The organism is Streptomyces sp. NPDC056128, from assembly GCF_042263835.1.
Taxonomy (GTDB): Bacteria; Actinomycetota; Actinomycetes; order Streptomycetales; family Streptomycetaceae; genus Streptomyces.
The window spans coordinates 815,365-832,762 of sequence record NZ_JBHJVQ010000001.1 but is presented as its reverse complement, the minus strand read 5'-3'; the positions used below and the strand labels follow the sequence as shown (position 1 = coordinate 832,762).

The window sequence follows — 17,398 nt, the reverse complement described above, 5'->3', positions numbered from 1 at the left end:
GTGCTAATGGCCTGGGGAGGACTTGCGCTGGAACTCGTTGATGACCGCCGCGACCAGGAGTACGCCGCCGGTGACCACGAGTTGGTAGTTGCTGTTGACCTGGAGCAGGTTCAGGGCGTTGGCGACGACCCCTAGCAGGACCACACCGAAGACGGTGCCGACGACCGTGCCGTGGCCGCCCGCGAGCGAGGTCCCGCCGATGACCACGGCGGCGACGGCGGTCAACTGGGTCTGGAGGCCCGCCGTGTTGGGCGCGGCGGCGCCGAGCCGGGAGAGCAGCATCAGCCCGGCCAGGCCGGCCAGCACACCGGCGAGGGCGTACAGGGCGAGCTTGCGGGCGTCGACGTTGATGCCGCTCAGGCGGGCGACGTGCTCGTTGCCGCCCATGGCGTAGGCGTCGCGGCCGAAGGTGGTGAACCGCATCGTCACGCCGGTCAGCGCCAGGACCAGGACCGCCACGACGGTCAGGTACGGCACGCCGAGCACCTCGTCGTTGCCGAGCGCGGACATCTTGTCGCCGATGGTGACGCTCATGCCGTCCAGGACCAGCAGGGCGACACCGTCAAGCAGCATCGCCGAGGCCAGGGTGGCCACGAACGGCGCGACCCTGGTGTACGTCACCACCAGCCCGTTGACCAGTCCGATCAGCGTGGCGAGGGCCAGGCAGACGACCACCACCGCGGGCGTGGACCAGCCGCCGTCGCTCAGCTGCGCGCCCACGCACAGGGTGACGGCCGCGTTGCTGCCCATGGAGAAGTCCATGCCGCCCGCGGTCATCAGCAGGGTCAGGCCGGCCGCGATGACGGCGTTGACACTGACCTGGCGCAGCACGTTGAGCAGGTTCTGCGAGGAGGTGAACGCGTCGGCCTGCACGGCGGTGAACACGCACACGAGGACCAGGACGAGGACGAGTCCGCCGTGCTGGACGTGGAGCGGTCCGCGGGCCCGGAGCCCGGGGGTGCCGGCGCGCCGGGGGGTGCCGGCCGTGGCGTCCGGGGCGGCGGAGGGGGTCTTGAGGCTCACTGCGGTCGACCTCCGAGTGCGGTCGCGACGAGCTGGTCGCGGGTGATGGCGGTGATGTCGTGTTCGGCGACCGTGCGGCCGGCGCTCACCACGACGACCCGGTCGGCCAGGCGCATGACCTCCTCGGCGGACGAGGAGGCGAGCAGGACGGCGACACCGCGCGCGGCGAGGCCGTCGACGAGGGCGTGGATGTCGGCCATGGCGGCGACGTCGACGCCGTTGGTGGGGTCCTCCAGGAAGCAGGCGACCGGGTCGGTCTCCAGCCACTTGCCGAGCAGGACCTTCTGCTGGTTGCCGCCGGACAGTGAGCCGACCGGCGGGTTGCCGCTGAGGGCGACGACGCCGTAGGTGTCGCGCACGGGGGCGGCCCGGCGGGCGAGGCGGGCGGTCCGGTGCAGTCTGCGCCGGGCGAGGCGGTCACCGGCCAGCATCAGGTTCTCGTCCACGGTCATGCCCTGGACCAGGCCGAGCGAGCGGCGGTCGCCGGTGACGCAGCGCAGTCCGCCGGCGAGGGAGGCGGGGATGCGGCCGGGCGGCACCGGCCGGCCGTCGACCCGTATCTCGCCGGTGTCGGGGCGCTGTCGTCCGGACAGCAGGTCGAAGAGGCGGGACTGGGCGTCGCCGGCGGGGCCGAGGACGGCGACGATCTCGCCCTTGCGCACCTCCACGGTGAAGTCGCGGATGGCGCGGCCGTGGCCGAGTCCGCGGACGACGAGTCCGTGTTCGCCGGCGGGCGCGGGGCGTTCGGGGCGGGTGGAGACCACCTCCCGGCCGACCATGCCGCGGACCAGTGAGGCGGGGTCCAGTTCAGCGGCCGGCGCGCTGCGGACCAGGGTGCCGTCGCGCAGGACGGTGACCCGGTCGGCGAGGGACATGACCTCGTCTATGTAGTGGGAGATGTAGACGACGGCGACGCCCTCGTCCCGCAGGGTGCGCACCAGGGCGCGGACCCGGTCGGCGTCCTCGGCGCCGAGACACGCGGTCGGCTCGTCGAGGATCAGCACCCTGCCGCCGCGGCGGACCTCCCGCGCCACCTCGACCATGGTCTGCTCGGCGACGGTCAGCGAGCCCGCGACGCGGTGCACGTCGATGTCGAGGCCGAGGCGGGACAGCGCCGCCCCGGCCCGGGCGCGGACCGCCTTCCAGTCGACGGCGCCGAAACGGCGGGTCGGCAGGTCGCCCAGCATGATGTTCTCGGCGACGGTGAGGCCCGGGGCCAGTTCCCGGCGCTGGGGCACGGAGGAGAGGCCGAGACCGCGGGCCCTGCGCACGGTCAGGCCGTCCCGCACCCGGCCGCCGATCTCGACGGTGCCGGCGTCGGGCCGGTGGACGCCGCACAGCACCTGGACGAGGGTGGACTTGCCGGCGCCGTTCATGCCCATGAGGGCGTGGATCTCGCCGGGGTACAGGTCGAGGTCGACGCCCTTGAGCGCGGCGGCTCCGCCGAAGCTCTTGGTGACCCCGCGCACGCGGACGACCGGGTCGGGCCCGGCGGCCGGTTCGGCCGGTGCGGCCGGTGTCACGGCCGCGTCCCGTCGGTCCCGGGGGCGGCGACCCGGCCGTAGCCGCGGACGTCCGGGAACGGGGGTTCCCGGTCGGGCTGGAGGTCCACCTGGAAGGTGTTCAGGCACATGCCGAGCATGGTGAAGTTGCCGAGCGCGCCGATGGTGTCGACCAGGCCCTTGGCCCCGAAGTGCGCCAGCGCGTCGGCGAAGGTCGCGTCGCAGACGAAGTGCTCCTCCAGGACCTCGCGGCAGAACCGGTAGAAGGCCGTGTCCGCCGGATCGTCGAAGGCGGCCTCGCGCCGCTGCGCGATGGCCTCGACGGCGGACTCGGGGATCCCGGCCTCGACCGCCTGGCGCACGTGCGCGTTCCACGAGTACTGCGCGTCCCAATTGCGGGCCGCCATCAGCAGGGCCAGCTCCCGCAGGTGCCGGGGCAGACCGCAGTCGAACCGGGCGAACGCGCCGAGGGACTCGGCCCGTTCGCACATGTCCGCGCTGTGCAGCCAGACCCGGAAGGGGCCGCGGACCGCACCGCGGCGGCCGGCGATCCGAGCGGCCAACTCCTGCTGCCGCTGGTCCATTTCCTCTTCGGTGAGAACGGGGAGTCTCATCTGGCCGATACCTGCCTTTTCTTTCGGCACTTCTTTCCGGCTTTTCTTTCCGGCGAGTTGCCGCAACGGGGCGAGAGCCGTGCGATGACAGGTGACGGTACAGCCGGGTGGAAGATGCTCACCCCTCTCGGACTGCAACGTAAACCTGCACTCCGGAGGGCACCGATTCGCGCGGGCGCGGCCTAACGTCGGTCGTCGCGAAACGCCCGACTGGAGAGGAAATCCGGGATGACCACCATCATCAAGGCAGCGTCGGTGCCCCTGCTCGACCGGGGTGGCGCAGTCGTGACCACGCCCCTGATCACCACACCGTCGGCGGGTGGGGAGAACCGCATCACCAGCGGCATGAGCGTCTACCCGGTGGGTTCCGGGGCGCCTTTGCACTCGCACAACTGCGACGAGCACGTGACGGTCCTGGACGGCGAGGCGGAGGTGTGGGTCGACGGCGAGGTGACGAGGCTGGAACGGTTCGACACGACCTACATCCCCTCTCCCGTGCCGCACCTCTTCCGCAACGTCGGGAACACGCCGCTGCGCATTCTGTGGGTGTACTCCTCGGGGCATGTGACGCGGACGTTCACGGAGACCGGCCGGACGGTGGAGCACCTGTCGGAGGGGGACCGGATGGGCCGCGACTGAACGCGGGCCGCCGTCTCGCACCCGTACCGATGATCACATCGCGAGACGGCTTTGCGTCATGCGCCCGACCAGGCGTTACCTCGCACGGTGCGAACCGAACGACCCGAACAGGCCAGTACCGACGTCACCGCCGACCGCTCCGCGCGGCGGGCCGTGACCGTCTTCCCGATCCTCGTCCTCGTGGCCGGCGCGCTCGGCCTGCTGCTCCCCGGAAGTTTCACCGGGTGGAGCGATGCCGTGCCGTACCTGCTGGGCGTCGTGATGTTCTGCATGGGCATCACCATGACCCCGGAGGACTTCCGCGGGGTCGCCAAGCGTCCCTGGGCGGTGGCCCTGGGACTGGTCGCGCACTACGTCATCATGCCCGGGCTCGGCTGGGCCGTGGCCCACCTGCTCGACCTTCCCCCGCAGCTCGCGGCCGGCGTCATCCTGGTCGGCTGCGCGCCCAGCGGTACGGCCTCCAACGTGGTGACGTACCTCGCGCGCGGTGACGTCGCCCTCTCGGTCTCCGTCGCCACCGTCTCCACGCTGGTCGCGCCGCTGGTCACTCCGCCGCTGACGCTGCTGCTGGCCGGCGAGTACCTTCCGGTGGACGCCGGGTCCATGGTCACCGACATCCTCAAGACGGTCCTGCTGCCGGTCCTCGCGGGCGTCGTCGTACGGCTGCTCGCGGGGCGGTACGTGCAGCGGGCGCTTCCTGCGCTGCCCTGGCTGTCGGCGCTGACGATCGCCGTGATCGTCGCGGTGGTCGTCGCGGGCAGCGCGGACGCCATCAAGTCGGCCGCCGGACTGGTGTTCGTCGCGGTGGTCCTGCACAACGGCCTCGGCCTGGCCCTCGGTTACGGGGCGGGCCGCCTCGGCCGGCTCGGTGAACCCGGCAGCCGGGCGATGGCCTTCGAGGTAGGCATGCAGAACTCCGGCCTCGCAGCATCCCTGGCCACGGCCCACTTCAGCCCCCTGGCGGCCCTCCCCGCCGCGGTCTTCTCCGTCTGGCACAACATCTCCGGCGCCCTGACGGCCGCGTGGATGTCACGCCGGGGGCGATAGGGCGCCCGGCGGGCAGGTCCGGGGCCGCGCACCCGTCGACCGGGCCGACCGCATGACCGGTGGCCGGCCGGGCCAATGCCTTGCCGGCCACCCCTTCAACCGGGCCAGCCCCGTGACCGGCCGTCGGCCAGGCCAATGCCTTGCCCGCCACCCCTTCAACCGGACCAGCCCCGTGACCGGCCGTCGGCCGGACCGGACCCCATGCCCGCCCACCGGTCCGTCCGGGCCGACCGTGTGACGGGCCTCGTCCCTGACTCCGGTGCGGGCACGCACCGGGGGCGGCCTCCCCCGCGCCCCGCGCGGAGCACCGTCGCGCCCGCGTGACCCGGTCGCGGCGGTCACGCGGCTCAGTGGGACGTGCCGTCCCGGTCACACGCGCCGGCCGGAAGTACCGCCGGGCTGCGCCGCTCGGGCGGACGTACCGCCCCGGCGGCGAGCGTCGCGAACGAGCACCTGAGTCATCCCGGGACGCTGCCGCGTGCTCCCCTGGCCCTCCACTACGCCCCTCGCCTCACCCGGCCGGTACGGCGCGGTGCCCACCGCCCTACCGTGCCGCACCGGCCGCGCAGGAGCACGCGACGCACCCGCACCCGCACCCGCACTCGCACCCGCACCCGCACCCGCACCAACCCAAGCCCCCTCCCCCGCCGCAGGCGTTCAGTGCGCGGCGATCAGATCCTTGTCGCCCCGCCTCGCGGCAGCCTCGTGTCGTGTCGTGCGCAGGGCCGCTACGCCGATGAAGACCATGGACGAGAAGCCGGCGAGTGCGAAGGCGGTGAAGCCCCAGTCGCCCTTGTTCGCGGCGAGGAGCTGGCCGCCGAGCCAGGGGCCGAAGACCGCGCCGAAGCGGCCCATGCCGGAGGTCCAGCCGACGGCGGTGGCGCGGTTGGCCGGGGCGGAGCCGATGGAGACGGTCGCGTAGATCATGGTCTGCGCGCTGTTGAGGAAGACGCCGGTGAGGAAGACGACCACGTAGGTCAGTGCCGACGGCATGTGGACGCTGAGCAGGAAGACGCCGCAGGCGGTCAGCGCGAACCAGATCGCCGAGATGCGCGGCGCGCCGAAGCGGTCCGAGGCGCGGCCGGCGACCAGCATGCCGACGATGCCGCCCAGGTTGAACAGCACGACGAAGGTAAGCGCGGAGCCCAGCTCGTAGCCCTCGTTGCGCATCAGGGTCGGGAGCCAGGTGGCGACGCCGTAGACGAGCAGCAGCCCGCCGAACGAGGCCAGCCAGTACAGCAGCGTCTGGATCCACTCGCGGCCGCGGAACAGGTTGGCCAGGTTCTCCCAGCGGGCGGTGGTGGCGGAGGAGGCGGGGGCCGCGGGGAGTTCTACGTCGTAGCGGGCGGCCAGTTCGTGGGCTCGGTCGGTCCGGCCCTGGGCGACCAGGAAGCTCAGCGACTCGGGCAGGTACCTCAGCAGCACGGGGACGAAGAGCAGCGGGACCACGCAGACCCAGAAGGCGGCGCGCCAGCCGAGCGGCTCCACGATCCACAGGGCCACGTAGGCGGAGAGGATGCCGCCGGCGTGATGGGCGGTCATCAGCAGGCCGATGACGAGGGCGCCGCGCCCGCGCGGGGCGTAGTCGGAGACCATGCTGATCGCGGTCGGCAGCAGGCCGCCGAGGCCGACGCCGGCCAGGGTCCGGCCGAGGCCGAACACGGTGACGCCGTCCGCGACCGCGCAGAGCCCGGAGGCCAGCGAGAACAGCGCGACGCACGAGACCATCAGCTTCTTGCGGCCGATCCGGTCGGCCACCGTGCCCGCGGTGAGCGCGCCGACCAGCATGCCGAAGGTGGCGTAGCTGCCGAGGTCGCCGGCCTGCCCCGAGGTGATGCCGAGGGCCTTCTCCTCAAGCATGTGGGGCAGCACCGAGCCGTAGATGAACATGTCCAGGCCGTCGAAGAGGACGGCGAGCCAGCAGAGGCCGACGACCAGCAGGGCCAGTCTGGTGCCACGGGCGGACAGCGCGGGTGAGGAGGACATCGTTGTTTCCTCTCGTCCAGGAGGCGGTGCCTGGAGGGGACTGTGTGGGGGCGACGCTAAGGACCCCACTCCAAAGTGTCAACGCTTTTGTTGACAATCTCCGCCCGCGCTGTGCGCCCCCTGTCAGTCGACTGTCGGTGTCCCGTGGGTGTGGAAGGACGCGATGGTCCGCAGGCCCCACGCCTGCCCCTGGGCGCGCTCGGCCTCGGTCCAGGTGACGAGCGGCCAGTCGGGCGCCAGCACCAGCCGCGTGAGCGGGTTGCACAGCTCGACGCGGTTGCCGCCGGGCTCGTAGACGTACAGGAAGAACGTCTGCTGGATGGCGTGCTTGTGCGGCCCCGTCTCGATGAACACGCCGGTGTCGATGGCGAGGTCGGCGGCGCGCAGGATGTCCTCGCGGGTGTCGGCCGCGAAGGCGATGTGGTGCAGGCGCCCGGAGGAGCCGGTCCAGTCCTCGGTGTAGACGACGTCGTACGACTTGTCCGTGAAGGTCAGCCAGCGGGCGGCGATCCGCCCGGAGTCGAGGCGGATCTGCTCGGTGGGCCGGGCACCGAGGAGCTGTTCCTGGAACTCGGCGTTGGCGAGGACGTCGGCGGCGAGGAAGTTGACGTGGTCGAGCCGCCGTACGCCCACGCCCCGGTTGGGTTTGGCCTGCGGCTGGTTCTTCAGTGCCGGCCGCAGCTCCTCCGGCGCCCGGTAGTGCTCGCTCTCCCAGTACAGGGCGTGTTCGTGGCCGTCGGGGTCGGTGGTGACGTAGAGCGGGCCGAGGCCGGGTTCGTCCTCCACCCACGTCCCCGGGCGGCCCGCGGCCTCCAGGGCCGCCACCCGGCGCCGCAGCGCCTCCTCGCCGGAGGCGCGCAGGGCGAGGCGGCCGAGGCCGGCCCGCTCGCGGGCGGTGAGCACCAGGCTGTGGTGCTCGTAGTCGTCGTAGGTGCGCAGGTAGACGGTGTCGCCGTCCTGGCCGTTGACGGTGAGGCCGAGGTAGTCGGTGAAGAAGGCGACACTGGCGTCCAGGTCGGGGGTGAACAGCTGGGCGTGGCCGACATGGGCGATGTCACCGAGCGGCGGAGTCATGGTGCCCTCCAGGGCGTTGTGCGGGGATCGGCGCCGCCGCGGCGGACCGGGGGAAGACGGTGCCGTCGAAGATCTTGCGCGCGGTGCGTACGACGGCGGTACGCCGGACCACGGGGGGACCGGGGTCGACCTGGACGTCGACCTCCAGGAAGCCGGTGGGGTGTTCCACGCGCACGCGGTCGCCGGAGTCGGGGAGTCGCGCGATCCCCTCCCCCACCCCGCCGGGCAGGCGCAGGCCCGCGGCCACGCTCGCCGCGCCCAGCACGCCGATGGAGGTGTGGCAGCGCACGGGGATGAAGGTGCGGGTGGCGACCGCGCCGCCGTCCCGGGGCGGGGCCAGCAGGGTGAGCTTGGGCACGGTGGTGCCCTCGACGTCGCCGAGGCCCATCAGGTGCCCGGCGGCCGACCGTATCTCGCGCAGGCGGCCGGCGAGCGCCGCGTCCCCCTCCAGTTCCGCGGGCGTCTCGTACCCGCCGACCCCGAGCGCGACGGCCGGGATCAGCACGACCGGCATGCCGTTGTCGACGCAGGTCACCTCGGTGCCGGCGACGGTGTCGCGGACGTTGCCCGTGGGCAGCAGCGGGCCGGTGCCCTGCGGGAACTCGATGACGACCGCCGCGGCGGTCCCGGGCACCCCGGATATCGCCGCGGTGCCGGTGGGGTCGACACGCCCGCCCGGGGTCGGGAAGGTCGCGACGGCGCGTTCACCGGTGTTGAGCATCCGGATGCGTACGGACGTCTCGGTGTCCCCGGCCGGGACGAGTCCGCGCTCCACGGCGAACGGGCCCACCCCGGCCAGGAGGTTGCCGCAGTTCTGCCGGTCGGTGACCTCGGGCGCGTCCACGGCGACCTGGAGGAACAGGTAGTCGACGTCGGCGTCCGGGTCGGCCGAGCCGGAGACCACGGCGACCTTGCTGGTCAGCGGGTGGGCGCCGCCGAGCCCGTCGATCTGGCGCGGGTCGGGGCTGCCCATGACGCGCAGCAGCAGGGCGTCTCGGGCGGCGGGTTCCGCGGGCAGGTCGCCGGCGAGGAAGTAGGCGCCCTTGGAGGTGCCGCCGCGCATCAGTGTGCAGCGCACCTCCTCGGGGGCGCTCATGACGGCTCCCCGGCGGCGGCCGTGGACTCCTCGTACTCCTCGTACTCCTCGTACTCCTCGTACGACTGGTAGGTCACGCCGAGTTGCGCGAGCTTCTCGCGCAACCCGTAGCGGTCCAGGCCCAGTTGGCCTTCGAGGAAGGCGGCGCGGGCACCGGCCTCCTTCGCCTCGCGGGCCTCGGACGCCTCGGCGGTCCGCCGGGCCCGTTCGCGGGGGACGACCACCACGCCGTCGTCGTCGGCCACGATCACGTCGCCGGGGCGGATCACCTGGCCGTCGACGGCGACCGGGACGTTGACGGAGCCCCCGGTGGCCTTGACCGTGCCCTGGGCACTGACCGCGCGGGACCAGGCGGCGAAGCCCATCTCCCGCAGCTCCTGGGTGTCGCGGATGCCGGCGTTGATCACCAGGCCGCGTACGCCGCGCCGTTGGAGGGCGGTGGCGAACAGCTCGCCGAACATGCCGTCGGTGGACGGGGAGGTGGTGGTGACGACCAGGACGTCGCCCTCGCCGCACTGCTCGACGGCGGCGTGGATCATCAGGTTGTCGCCGGGCCAGCCGAGGACGGTGACGGCGGTGCCTGCGATCCGTACGCCCTGCTGGACAGGGCGCAGTTCCGGCCCGAGCAGTCCGGTGCGGCCCATCGCCTCGCTGACCGTGGCCACGCCGTACCCGGCGAGCGCCTCGACGTCGGCGGCGTCGGCCTTCGGGGGGTTGGTGACGACGACGCCGCTCATGCCAGCTCCTTCGCGATCTGCGGGTAGGGGCGCATGTACGCCTCGGCCATGGTCGTGTGGGCGAGTCCCAGGTTGGGGCCCGCGTTGCGCTTGAGCTGGACACCGCGGCGGACGGCGAGGTCGGTGTAGTAGTCCCACAGGTGCCGCTGGGCGGCGAGGCATTCCATGGCCTCGCGCTTGGTCTCCCACACCTCGGTGATGTCGAGCAGCACCTCGGGCCGGAAGCCGCTCATCTCGGGCTGGTGGGGCTCGAAGTAGAAGACGGGCGGGGCGCCGATGATCTCGCCCTCGGCCGGGTAGCCGATGGCCTGGGCGAGGACGCGGGCCTGGAGGGCGAGGCGGTTGGCGGCCGGGTGGTCGCCGTTGTAGGGGTCCTCGACGGGGTGGGTGAGCACGACGTCGGGCTGGGTGGCGCGGTAGACCTCGACGAGCCGGTCGGTCAGTTCGGGGGTGGCGGTCAGCGGGTAGTCGCCGGCGTCGAAGAAGCGGACCTCGGCGCCGAGGGCGGCGGCGGCCCGCTCGGCCTCGTCCCGGCGGAGTGCCTTGATCTCCGCCAGCGTCTTCCCCTCCCGCCATGCCTTGGCGGACTCGCCGCGCTCGCCGAAGGTCAGGCAGGCGATGGTGACCTGCTCCCCGCGTGCGGCGGCCAGGGCGATGGCGCCGCCCGCCCGCCACACGAAGTCACCGGCGTGCGCGGTGACGACGAGGGTCGAACGGGCGAGTGTCGAACGGGGGACGGCGGCGGGCGCGTTGCCGTGGGTCATGCTCGGGTCTCCTTGCTGGACAGGGGCGCCCGCCTCGGTGTGTGCGTCAGTCGCGCAGCGCCTCGATCACACTGGTGAGGTGGGCCCGGACGGCCGCCTCGGCGGCCTGGGGGTCCCTGGCCTCGATCGTCTCGATCATGGCCAGGTGCTCGTTCAGGGATTGCTGTGGCCGCCCGGGGCGCAGCGCCAGCTGGAAGCGGTGGCGCACCAGTTGGGCGTTGAGCCGTTCCAGCAGTTCCACCGCCGTGTGCTGGCCGGAGAACTCCCGGATTCTGGCGTGGAGTTCGTGGTTGAGATCCGAGTAGGTCAGCGGTTCGCCCGCGGCCACGGCCTTGCGCATCGCCGAACCCAGCTCCTTCAGCTGGGCGAGTTGCCCGTCGTCGACGGCCGCGGCGGTCTTGGCCGCGCAGAGCCCTTCGAGGACCAGGCGGCATTCGGTGATGGCGACCGCCTCCTCCACGGTCACCACCCGTACGCGTGAACCGCGGTTGCGGATGCGCTCGACGAGCCCCTGGGATTCCAGGTCGATCAGCGCGGCCCGGATACTGGCCCTGGTCACGCCGAACTGCTCGGCGAGTTCGTTCTCCACCAGCCGCTGCGCGGGTGCCATGTCGCCGCGCAGGATCGCCTGCCGCAGCTGGCCGAGCGCAAGCTGTTTGGCCTGCTCCCCGGTGCCCGGACGGGCTTGGTTCGGCATGGTCGCCCTCCCTGAGTGAGTGCTTGTCGAACGTAAATCTAGCCAAACAAGATTGTCAACAATTTTGTTCGCGTTGACGGAGTGTCGTCGCACCCGGCCGGTTTCCGCACACCCTGTCTCCCCCGCGCCGCCGTGCGCCCCGGCTAGCGTCGCGGCATGACCCACAGCTTCGTCGTCCATGTGCCCGACGCGGAACTCGAACCCGAGCCGCTCTCCCCCGACCAGATCGTGTCCGGTGCCCCCGAGGTGACCGGCAAGGTGGTCTGGGAGTCGCCGGACGGCAGCCAGGTGCGGGGCATCTGGCAGATCACGCCGGGCGTGGTCACCGACACCGAGGCGGACGAGCTGTTCGTCGTGCTCAGCGGCTCGGCCACCATCGAGGTCGCGGGCGGCCCGACGCTGAGGGTCGGGCCCGGCGACCTGGCCGTACTGCGCGAGGGCGACCGCACGACGTGGACGGTGCACGAGACGCTGCGCAAGGCGTACGCGATCAACCTCGGCGGCTCCTGAGGTCCTGGCTCCTGAGGTCCTGGCTCCTGAGGTCTTGGGTGCCGAGGTCCGGAGGTTTGTCCTGTCAAAAGGTTGACATGATGCCGACGCCCGCCCAGGGTGGCCTGGACAGATCACGGACAGGTCCGAAGAGGGGCTCTCATGGTCGACGCACTCGGGGTCGCCGTCGTCGGTTTCGGCTGGATGGGCCGGGTGCACACCCAGGCGTACGCCCGCGTCCGGCACCACTACCCGCGGCTCGCCCTGCGGCCGGAGCTGGTGGCGGTCGCGGAGGAGGTGCCGGGGCGGGCCGAGGAGGCCGCCGAGCAGTTCGGGTTCGCGTCGACGACCCGTGACTGGCGGGAGGTGGCCGCCGACCCGGGCGTGGGCGCGGTCAGCATCACCGCGCCGAACTTCCTGCACCGCGAGATCGCCGTGGCGATGGCGGAGGCGGGCAAGCACATCTGGATCGAGAAGCCGGTCGGCCTGACCACCGGCGACGCCCGCGCGGTCGCGGACGCGGTCGCCGCGGCGGGCGTCCAGGGCGCGGTCGGCTTCAACTACCGCAACGCGCCCGCCGTGGAGGCCGCCCGCGACCTGATCGCCACCGGCGAGATCGGCACCGTCACGCACGTCCGCATCCGCCTCTTCAGCGACTACGCCGCCCATCCCGAGTCCGCGCTGACCTGGCGCTACGAGCGTGAGCGCGGCGGCAGCGGGGTGCTCGGCGACCTGGCCTCGCACGGCGCCGACCTGGCCCGTTTCCTGCTCGGCGACATCGCGTCGCTGACCGCCGACACCGCGATCTTCCTGCCCGAGCGGGCCCGGCCCACCGCCGCGACGGCCGGTCACTCACGGGCCGCGGGCGGCGAGTCGGGGCCGGTCGAGAACGAGGACTACGTCAACTGCCTGCTGCGCTTCGCATCCGGCGCCCGGGGTGTCCTGGAGGCCTGCCGGGTCTCGGTCGGGGAGCAGAACAACTACGGCTTCGAGGTGCACGGCACCACGGGCGCGGTGTTCTGGGACTTCCGCCGCATGAACGAGCTGGGCGTCAGCCGGGGCACGGGGTACCAGGACCAGCCGGTCTCCACGGTGTACGTCGGCCCCGGGCACGGCGAGTTCGCGGCCTTCCAGCCGGGTGCCGCGAACGCCATGGGCTACGACGACCTCAAGGTGGTGGAGGCGTACCGCTTCCTGCGCTCGGTCGCGGAGGGCGTGCCGTACGGCGCCGGCCTGCCGGACGCCGTGCACAGCGCCGCCGTACTGGACGCGATGGCACGGTCGGCGCTGAGCGGCGGCTGGGTCACCCCCGAGGTTCCCGCCTGACCCCGGGCGGGCGACGCGCCCGCACCGCCCACCTGCCGATCATGACCTTCACCGGGGGCAGGACGAGCCAGCCCCACATGGCCGCGGGGCCGATCGCGAGGGCGAGCGGGACGCTGAGCGCGAACACCACGACCGAGGCGGCGAGATCGAGGCCGTAGATCAGGAAGCCCTCCTCGGGGACGGCGTCGCCGCGCAGCCAGGGCCGGGCGGCCAGGACCGCGACCAGGGCGAGGTGCGAGGCGCCCAGGGAGGCGACCGCCGCCGCGTAGATGGCGACGGAGGCCGGCTCGTGGCCGTACTCGGAGATGAGCGTGGTGGGGAAGGGCACGAGGGCGGCGACGCCGAGGCCGAGCAGCGACAGGGTGATCACCTGGCCGTCGACCCGCTCGACGAAGCGGAAGATGCGGCGGTGGTCGCGCCAGAAGACACCGAGCACGACGACGCTCAGCGCGTACGCCCCCAGGTTGGGCACCAGCTCCCGCAGTTCGTCGCGGTACGCCGCCGGGTCGAGGCCGCGGGGCATGGAGAAGTCGAGGACGAGCAGGGTGATGGCGATCGCGAAGACGCCGTCGGCCAGCGCCACCACCCGCTCGGGACCGCCGGCCGGAGTCGATTTCCACATGCCCCCGACGGTAGGAGCGGCACCACGCGGCGCGGCGTCACACGCCCGGGACGCCACGCCACGTCACACGCCCGCGGTGCCGGGCACTCTCGTGCGGCGCCACCCAGCCCCCCGGCCCACCGGCCGAGGCACCGCCCCCGGCCCCCGCCCCGGACCGAGCCGGAGCACCCCGAACAGCCGACCACCCCTGCCACCACCGCACGCCACACCGCCGCGGTGCCCCGGCTGCGGACCCCTCCGGCGGCGGCCCGCACCGGGCGGGCACTCCGGGCTGCGCCCCGCACCACCGCGGAGCACGGCGGCCCGCCGACCGCCCCGGGCCACACGCACGTCACCCGGCCCCGAACAGCCCCCGCCGCCCGTCAAACCGCCGCGGTCCCGGGCGGCATGTTGTAGGGGGTGACCACCTGGATCGCGGAGGGCAGGGACGGGCCCGCGGGCGGCAGTGCGCCGTGGGCCCGCATCACCAGTCGGCAGGCCTCCCGGAGGTCCTGCCGCAGGTCGTGGTGGAGCACGGCGGACAGGCGGTGCTCGCGCAGCAGGCGGGTGTTGTCCTGGTCGAGGTCGTGGGCGACGAACACCGCGCAGGCGCGGCCCAGGTCGGCGAAGGCCCGCAGCGTGGCGATGTTGCCGCCGCCGATCGAGTAGACCGCGCGGATCTCCGGATCACGTTCCAGCGCGGCCCGTACGAGGTCGTACTGGGTGGCGTCCAGCCCCTGGCCCCCGGCGATCTCCACGAGGACGCGCTCCGGGTGCCGGGCGCGCATGACGGCGCGGAAGCCCATCTCGCGCTCCTCCTCGTTGCGGAAGAAGCCGCTGCTGAGACTGGTGAGGACGTTGCCGGGACGGTCGCCGAGCCACTGGCCCGTCAGGTGGGCGGCGGTCGCGCCGGCCGCCCTGTTGTCGATGCCCACGTAGCCGAGCCGGGAGGCGGCGGGCAGGTCCGTCACCAGGGTCACGACGGGCACGCCCGCCGCGGTCAGGCGGCCCACCGCGGCGGCGACCTCAGGGACGTCCGGCGCCTTGAGGATCACTCCCTGCGAGCCGCGCCGGGCGATCCGGTCCAGGGTCGCAGTCAGCCCGCCGGCCGGGCCGGTCTCACGGAAGTGGAAGCGCGAGCGCACGACGGCGGGGTGCAGGGAGGGCAGTTCGGCCTCGAGGGCGGCGCGCACGGCCGTCGAGAAGCGCTCCGGGGACTGCATCACTATGTCGATCATGAAGGTGCGGCCGACCAGCCGGACCTGGGTGCGCTGCCGGTCCAGGTCGGCGATGGCCCGGCGCACCTCGTCCGCCGTGGACTCCCGCACCCCGCCCCGGCCGTTGAGCACCCGGTCGACGGTGGCCTCGCTCAGCCCCGCCTGACGTGCGATCTCCCTGATCGGGAAGGGATGGCCCATGACCGGCTCCTCCAGTCCCCGCGCGGGCGGCTTGAGGGGTTTTTGATGGCTGGCTGCTGGTTGTTCGCGCTGTTTGTCAGGACAAGAATGACAGCACCGTGCCGCCCCTGTCAGCGAAAGGACGACGATGTCCGCGACGCCCGTCCCCGCCCACGGCACCCGGCTCTCCGAACGGGACTGCGACCTCGGCGCCTTCCGCGCGCTGGTGGAGCGCGCCACCGACCCGGCCGGCCACCCCCGGGCCGTGGCGGTGGAGCGGAACGTCCCGGTCTACGAGGCCGGACGGCTGCGCGACGACCCGGGGACGGCGGCCGAACTGGTCCACGCCCTCGCCGACGGCCCCGGCATCGTCGTCCTCAGGGGCGCGTTCCCGGACCCGGCGGTCGTCGACCGGGCCACCGCCGTCTTCGACGCCCTGATCGACGACCAGCGCGCCTCGGGCGCCACCGCGGGCGACCACTTCGCCGCGCCCGGCGCCAACGACCGGGTGTGGAACGCCCTGGAGAAGACGGCCCTGCACGACCCCGAGTCCTTCGCCGAGTACTACGCCAACGACGCGCTCGCCCTGGTCGCCCACGCCTGGCTGGGCCCCGGATACCAGGTGACCTCGCAGATCAACGTGGTCAACCCGGGCGGCACCGCGCAGACCGTGCACCGCGACTACCACCTGGGGTTCCTCTCCAACGAGGCCGCCGCCGCCTACCCGGCGCACGTGCACCGCCTCTCCCCCGTGCTCACGCTCCAGGGCGCGGTCGCGCACCGCGACATGCCCGTGGAGTCCGGGCCCACGATGTACCTGCCGCACTCCCAGAAGTACGCACCGGGCTACCTGGCCTGGCGGCTCCCGGAGTTCCGCGCGTACTTCGAGGCGCACCACATCCAGCTGCCCCTCGCCAAGGGCGACGCGGTCTTCTTCAGCCCCGCGCTGTTCCACGCGGCCGGCACCAACCGCTCGGCCGGCATCCGCCGCATGGCCAACCTGCTCCAGATCTCCTCCGCGTTCGGCCGCGCCATGGAGAGCGTGGACCGGGAGGCGGTGGTGAACGCCGTCTATCCCGTACTGCTGGAGCGCCGGGCCCGGGGCGTGGACGAGCGGTGGCTGGAGAACGTGATCGCCGCGAGCGCCGAGGGCTACCCCTTCCCCACCAACCTCGACCGTGACCCGCCGGTCGACGGACTGGCCCCGCCCTCGCAGGCCGACCTCGTACGACGGGCGCTGGGCGAGCGGTGGCCGCCCGAGGCGCTGCGCGAGGCACTGCGGGCCGCCGGCGCGCGGCGCGCGAGCTGAGCGGGGGAACGGGACCAGAACGTGCTGGGCGGACTCGACCGGGTACCGGCCACGGCAACCACGCACAAGGAGCAGCGAAGAACATGCGTATCGGAATCCTCGGCCTCGGCCGCATCGGTGCCTTCCACGCCGAGACCCTCTCCGGACTCGACGCCCTCGACTCGCTGGTCGTCGCCGACCCGTTCGCGGACGCCGCGCGAGCCGCCGCCGACCGGTTCGGCGCCGAGGTCGCCGCCTCGCCGGAGGCGCTGCTGGCCGCCGGCGTGGACGGTGTGGTGGTCGCCGCGGCGACCGACGCCCACCCCGAGCTGATCGTGGCCGCCGTCGAGGCCGGCGTACCGGTCTTCTGCGAGAAGCCCGTCGCCCGGACCATGGCGGAGGGCGTCGACGTGCTCAAGGCGGTCGCGGGCCGCGACGTGCCGGTGCAGATCGGCTTCAACCGGCGCTTCGACGCCGGGTTCACCGCCGCACGGGAGGCGGTGCTGGGGGGCGAGCTGGGCAAGCTGCACACGGTGCGGTCGACCACGCTGGACCCGGCGCCGCCGCCCGCCGCCTACGTCGCCGCCTCCGGGGGCATCTTCCGGGACTGCTCGGTGCACGACTTCGACATCATCCGCTGGGTGACCGGCCGCGAGGTGACCGAGGTGTACGCCGTCGGTGGCAACCGGGGTGCCGAGTACATCAGGGAGGCGGGCGACGCCGACACCACCGGCGCGGTCCTCACCCTGGACGACGGCACGATCGCCGTGGTCTCCAACAGCCGTCACAACGCGCGTGGCCACGACGTCCGCATGGAGCTCCACGGCTTCGCCGACTCCATCGCCGTCGGCCTGGAGGACCGGCTGCCGCTGCGCTCGGTCGAGCCCGGCGTGACCTTCCCGGCGGGCACGCCGCACGACTTCTTCATGGACCGGTTCACCGCCGCCTACCGCGCCGAACTCGGCGCTTTCACCGAGGTCGTCGCGGGCGGGCGGCCCTCGCCCTGCACGATCGAGGACGCGCTGGAGGCGGGCTGGATCGCCGAGGCGTGCACCCTGTCGCTGCACGAGCACCGGCCCGTGACCATCGCGGAGGTGCGGCGGGGCTGAGCCGGGCGC

Annotated in this window: 17 protein-coding genes; 6 read left to right on the top strand and 11 right to left on the bottom strand. The window is 73.1% G+C overall.

What is annotated here, in order from left to right; all coding sequences use genetic code 11:
- Positions 1-3: 3 nt before the first annotated feature.
- From ACFC1X_RS03665 to ACFC1X_RS03655, 3 genes are read right to left on the bottom strand one after another with little or no spacing between them, the layout of a single operon-like run.
- Entirely contained in the window at positions 4-1,023 is a 1,020-nt protein-coding gene (locus ACFC1X_RS03665) for an ABC transporter permease (RefSeq protein WP_376348402.1), read from the bottom strand.
- Positions 1,020-2,546 carry a sugar ABC transporter ATP-binding protein gene (locus ACFC1X_RS03660; protein ID WP_376348400.1) on the bottom strand — a complete coding sequence of 509 codons (1,527 nt, stop codon included), beginning with the start codon at positions 2,544-2,546 and terminating at the stop codon, positions 1,020-1,022. The genes ACFC1X_RS03665 and ACFC1X_RS03660 overlap by 4 nt, the downstream gene beginning before the upstream one ends.
- Positions 2,543-3,139: a carboxymuconolactone decarboxylase family protein gene (locus ACFC1X_RS03655; RefSeq protein WP_376348398.1), complete on the bottom strand. Its 597-nt coding sequence runs from the start codon at positions 3,137-3,139 to the stop codon at positions 2,543-2,545. The genes ACFC1X_RS03660 and ACFC1X_RS03655 overlap by 4 nt, the downstream gene beginning before the upstream one ends.
- A gap of 228 nt (positions 3,140-3,367) precedes the next feature.
- Here ACFC1X_RS03655 and ACFC1X_RS03650 point away from each other — a divergent pair, with 228 nt between their 5' ends.
- On the top strand, positions 3,368-3,778 hold the full coding sequence (locus tag ACFC1X_RS03650; RefSeq protein WP_376348396.1) for a cupin domain-containing protein: 411 nt from the start codon (positions 3,368-3,370) through the stop codon (positions 3,776-3,778).
- Positions 3,779-3,865: 87 nt separating this feature from the next.
- Positions 3,866-4,825, top strand: a complete 960-nt coding sequence (locus ACFC1X_RS03645) for a bile acid:sodium symporter family protein (RefSeq protein ID WP_376348395.1) — start codon at positions 3,866-3,868, stop codon at positions 4,823-4,825.
- A 657-nt stretch (positions 4,826-5,482) separates the two neighbouring features.
- Here ACFC1X_RS03645 and ACFC1X_RS03640 read toward each other — a convergent pair.
- The 6 genes from ACFC1X_RS03640 to ACFC1X_RS03615 form a co-directional block, all read right to left on the bottom strand.
- The gene (locus ACFC1X_RS03640; RefSeq protein WP_376348393.1) at positions 5,483-6,811 is read right to left on the bottom strand and encodes an MFS transporter; all 1,329 of its coding nucleotides are present in this window, start codon (positions 6,809-6,811) and stop codon (positions 5,483-5,485) included.
- Between the two features lie 123 nt (positions 6,812-6,934).
- Positions 6,935-7,885, bottom strand: a complete 951-nt coding sequence (locus tag ACFC1X_RS03635; protein ID WP_376348391.1) for a VOC family protein — start codon at positions 7,883-7,885, stop codon at positions 6,935-6,937.
- Positions 7,866-8,981, bottom strand: a complete 1,116-nt coding sequence (locus ACFC1X_RS03630; RefSeq protein ID WP_376348389.1) for a 4-oxalomesaconate tautomerase — start codon at positions 8,979-8,981, stop codon at positions 7,866-7,868. The genes ACFC1X_RS03635 and ACFC1X_RS03630 overlap by 20 nt, the downstream gene beginning before the upstream one ends.
- Positions 8,978-9,718: a 4-carboxy-4-hydroxy-2-oxoadipate aldolase/oxaloacetate decarboxylase gene (locus tag ACFC1X_RS03625; RefSeq protein WP_376348388.1), complete on the bottom strand. Its 741-nt coding sequence runs from the start codon at positions 9,716-9,718 to the stop codon at positions 8,978-8,980. Before ACFC1X_RS03625 ends, ACFC1X_RS03630 begins: the two co-directional genes overlap by 4 nt.
- Positions 9,715-10,482, bottom strand: a complete 768-nt coding sequence (locus tag ACFC1X_RS03620; RefSeq protein ID WP_376348386.1) for a PIG-L deacetylase family protein — start codon at positions 10,480-10,482, stop codon at positions 9,715-9,717. Before ACFC1X_RS03620 ends, ACFC1X_RS03625 begins: the two co-directional genes overlap by 4 nt.
- A 46-nt stretch (positions 10,483-10,528) precedes the next feature.
- Positions 10,529-11,179: a GntR family transcriptional regulator gene (locus ACFC1X_RS03615; protein WP_376348384.1), complete on the bottom strand. Its 651-nt coding sequence runs from the start codon at positions 11,177-11,179 to the stop codon at positions 10,529-10,531.
- A gap of 156 nt (positions 11,180-11,335) precedes the next feature.
- On the opposite strand from ACFC1X_RS03615, the gene ACFC1X_RS03610 reads away from it, so the two are divergent.
- Both ACFC1X_RS03610 and ACFC1X_RS03605 read left to right on the top strand, forming a co-directional pair.
- Positions 11,336-11,689 (top strand): cupin domain-containing protein, encoded by a 354-nt coding sequence (locus tag ACFC1X_RS03610; protein ID WP_376348382.1) that lies wholly within the window; start codon positions 11,336-11,338, stop codon positions 11,687-11,689.
- Between the two features lie 141 nt (positions 11,690-11,830).
- The gene (locus ACFC1X_RS03605) at positions 11,831-12,994 is read left to right on the top strand and encodes a Gfo/Idh/MocA family protein (RefSeq protein WP_376348380.1); all 1,164 of its coding nucleotides are present in this window, start codon (positions 11,831-11,833) and stop codon (positions 12,992-12,994) included.
- Here the strand turns inward: ACFC1X_RS03605 and ACFC1X_RS03600 are convergent.
- Together ACFC1X_RS03600 and ACFC1X_RS03595 are read right to left on the bottom strand one after the other, a co-directional pair.
- The gene (locus ACFC1X_RS03600) at positions 12,972-13,616 is read right to left on the bottom strand and encodes a TMEM175 family protein (RefSeq protein WP_376348378.1); all 645 of its coding nucleotides are present in this window, start codon (positions 13,614-13,616) and stop codon (positions 12,972-12,974) included. The genes ACFC1X_RS03605 and ACFC1X_RS03600 overlap by 23 nt on opposite strands.
- A gap of 362 nt (positions 13,617-13,978) precedes the next feature.
- Positions 13,979-15,013, bottom strand: a complete 1,035-nt coding sequence (locus ACFC1X_RS03595) for a LacI family DNA-binding transcriptional regulator (protein WP_376348376.1) — start codon at positions 15,011-15,013, stop codon at positions 13,979-13,981.
- Between the two features lie 127 nt (positions 15,014-15,140).
- Between ACFC1X_RS03595 and ACFC1X_RS03590 the strand changes: the two genes are divergently transcribed.
- Both ACFC1X_RS03590 and ACFC1X_RS03585 read left to right on the top strand, forming a co-directional pair.
- The gene (locus ACFC1X_RS03590; protein WP_376348374.1) at positions 15,141-16,301 is read left to right on the top strand and encodes a phytanoyl-CoA dioxygenase family protein; all 1,161 of its coding nucleotides are present in this window, start codon (positions 15,141-15,143) and stop codon (positions 16,299-16,301) included.
- 83 nt (positions 16,302-16,384) lie between these two features.
- Positions 16,385-17,389, top strand: a complete 1,005-nt coding sequence (locus tag ACFC1X_RS03585) for a Gfo/Idh/MocA family oxidoreductase (RefSeq protein WP_376348372.1) — start codon at positions 16,385-16,387, stop codon at positions 17,387-17,389.
- Positions 17,390-17,398 lie beyond the last annotated feature (9 nt).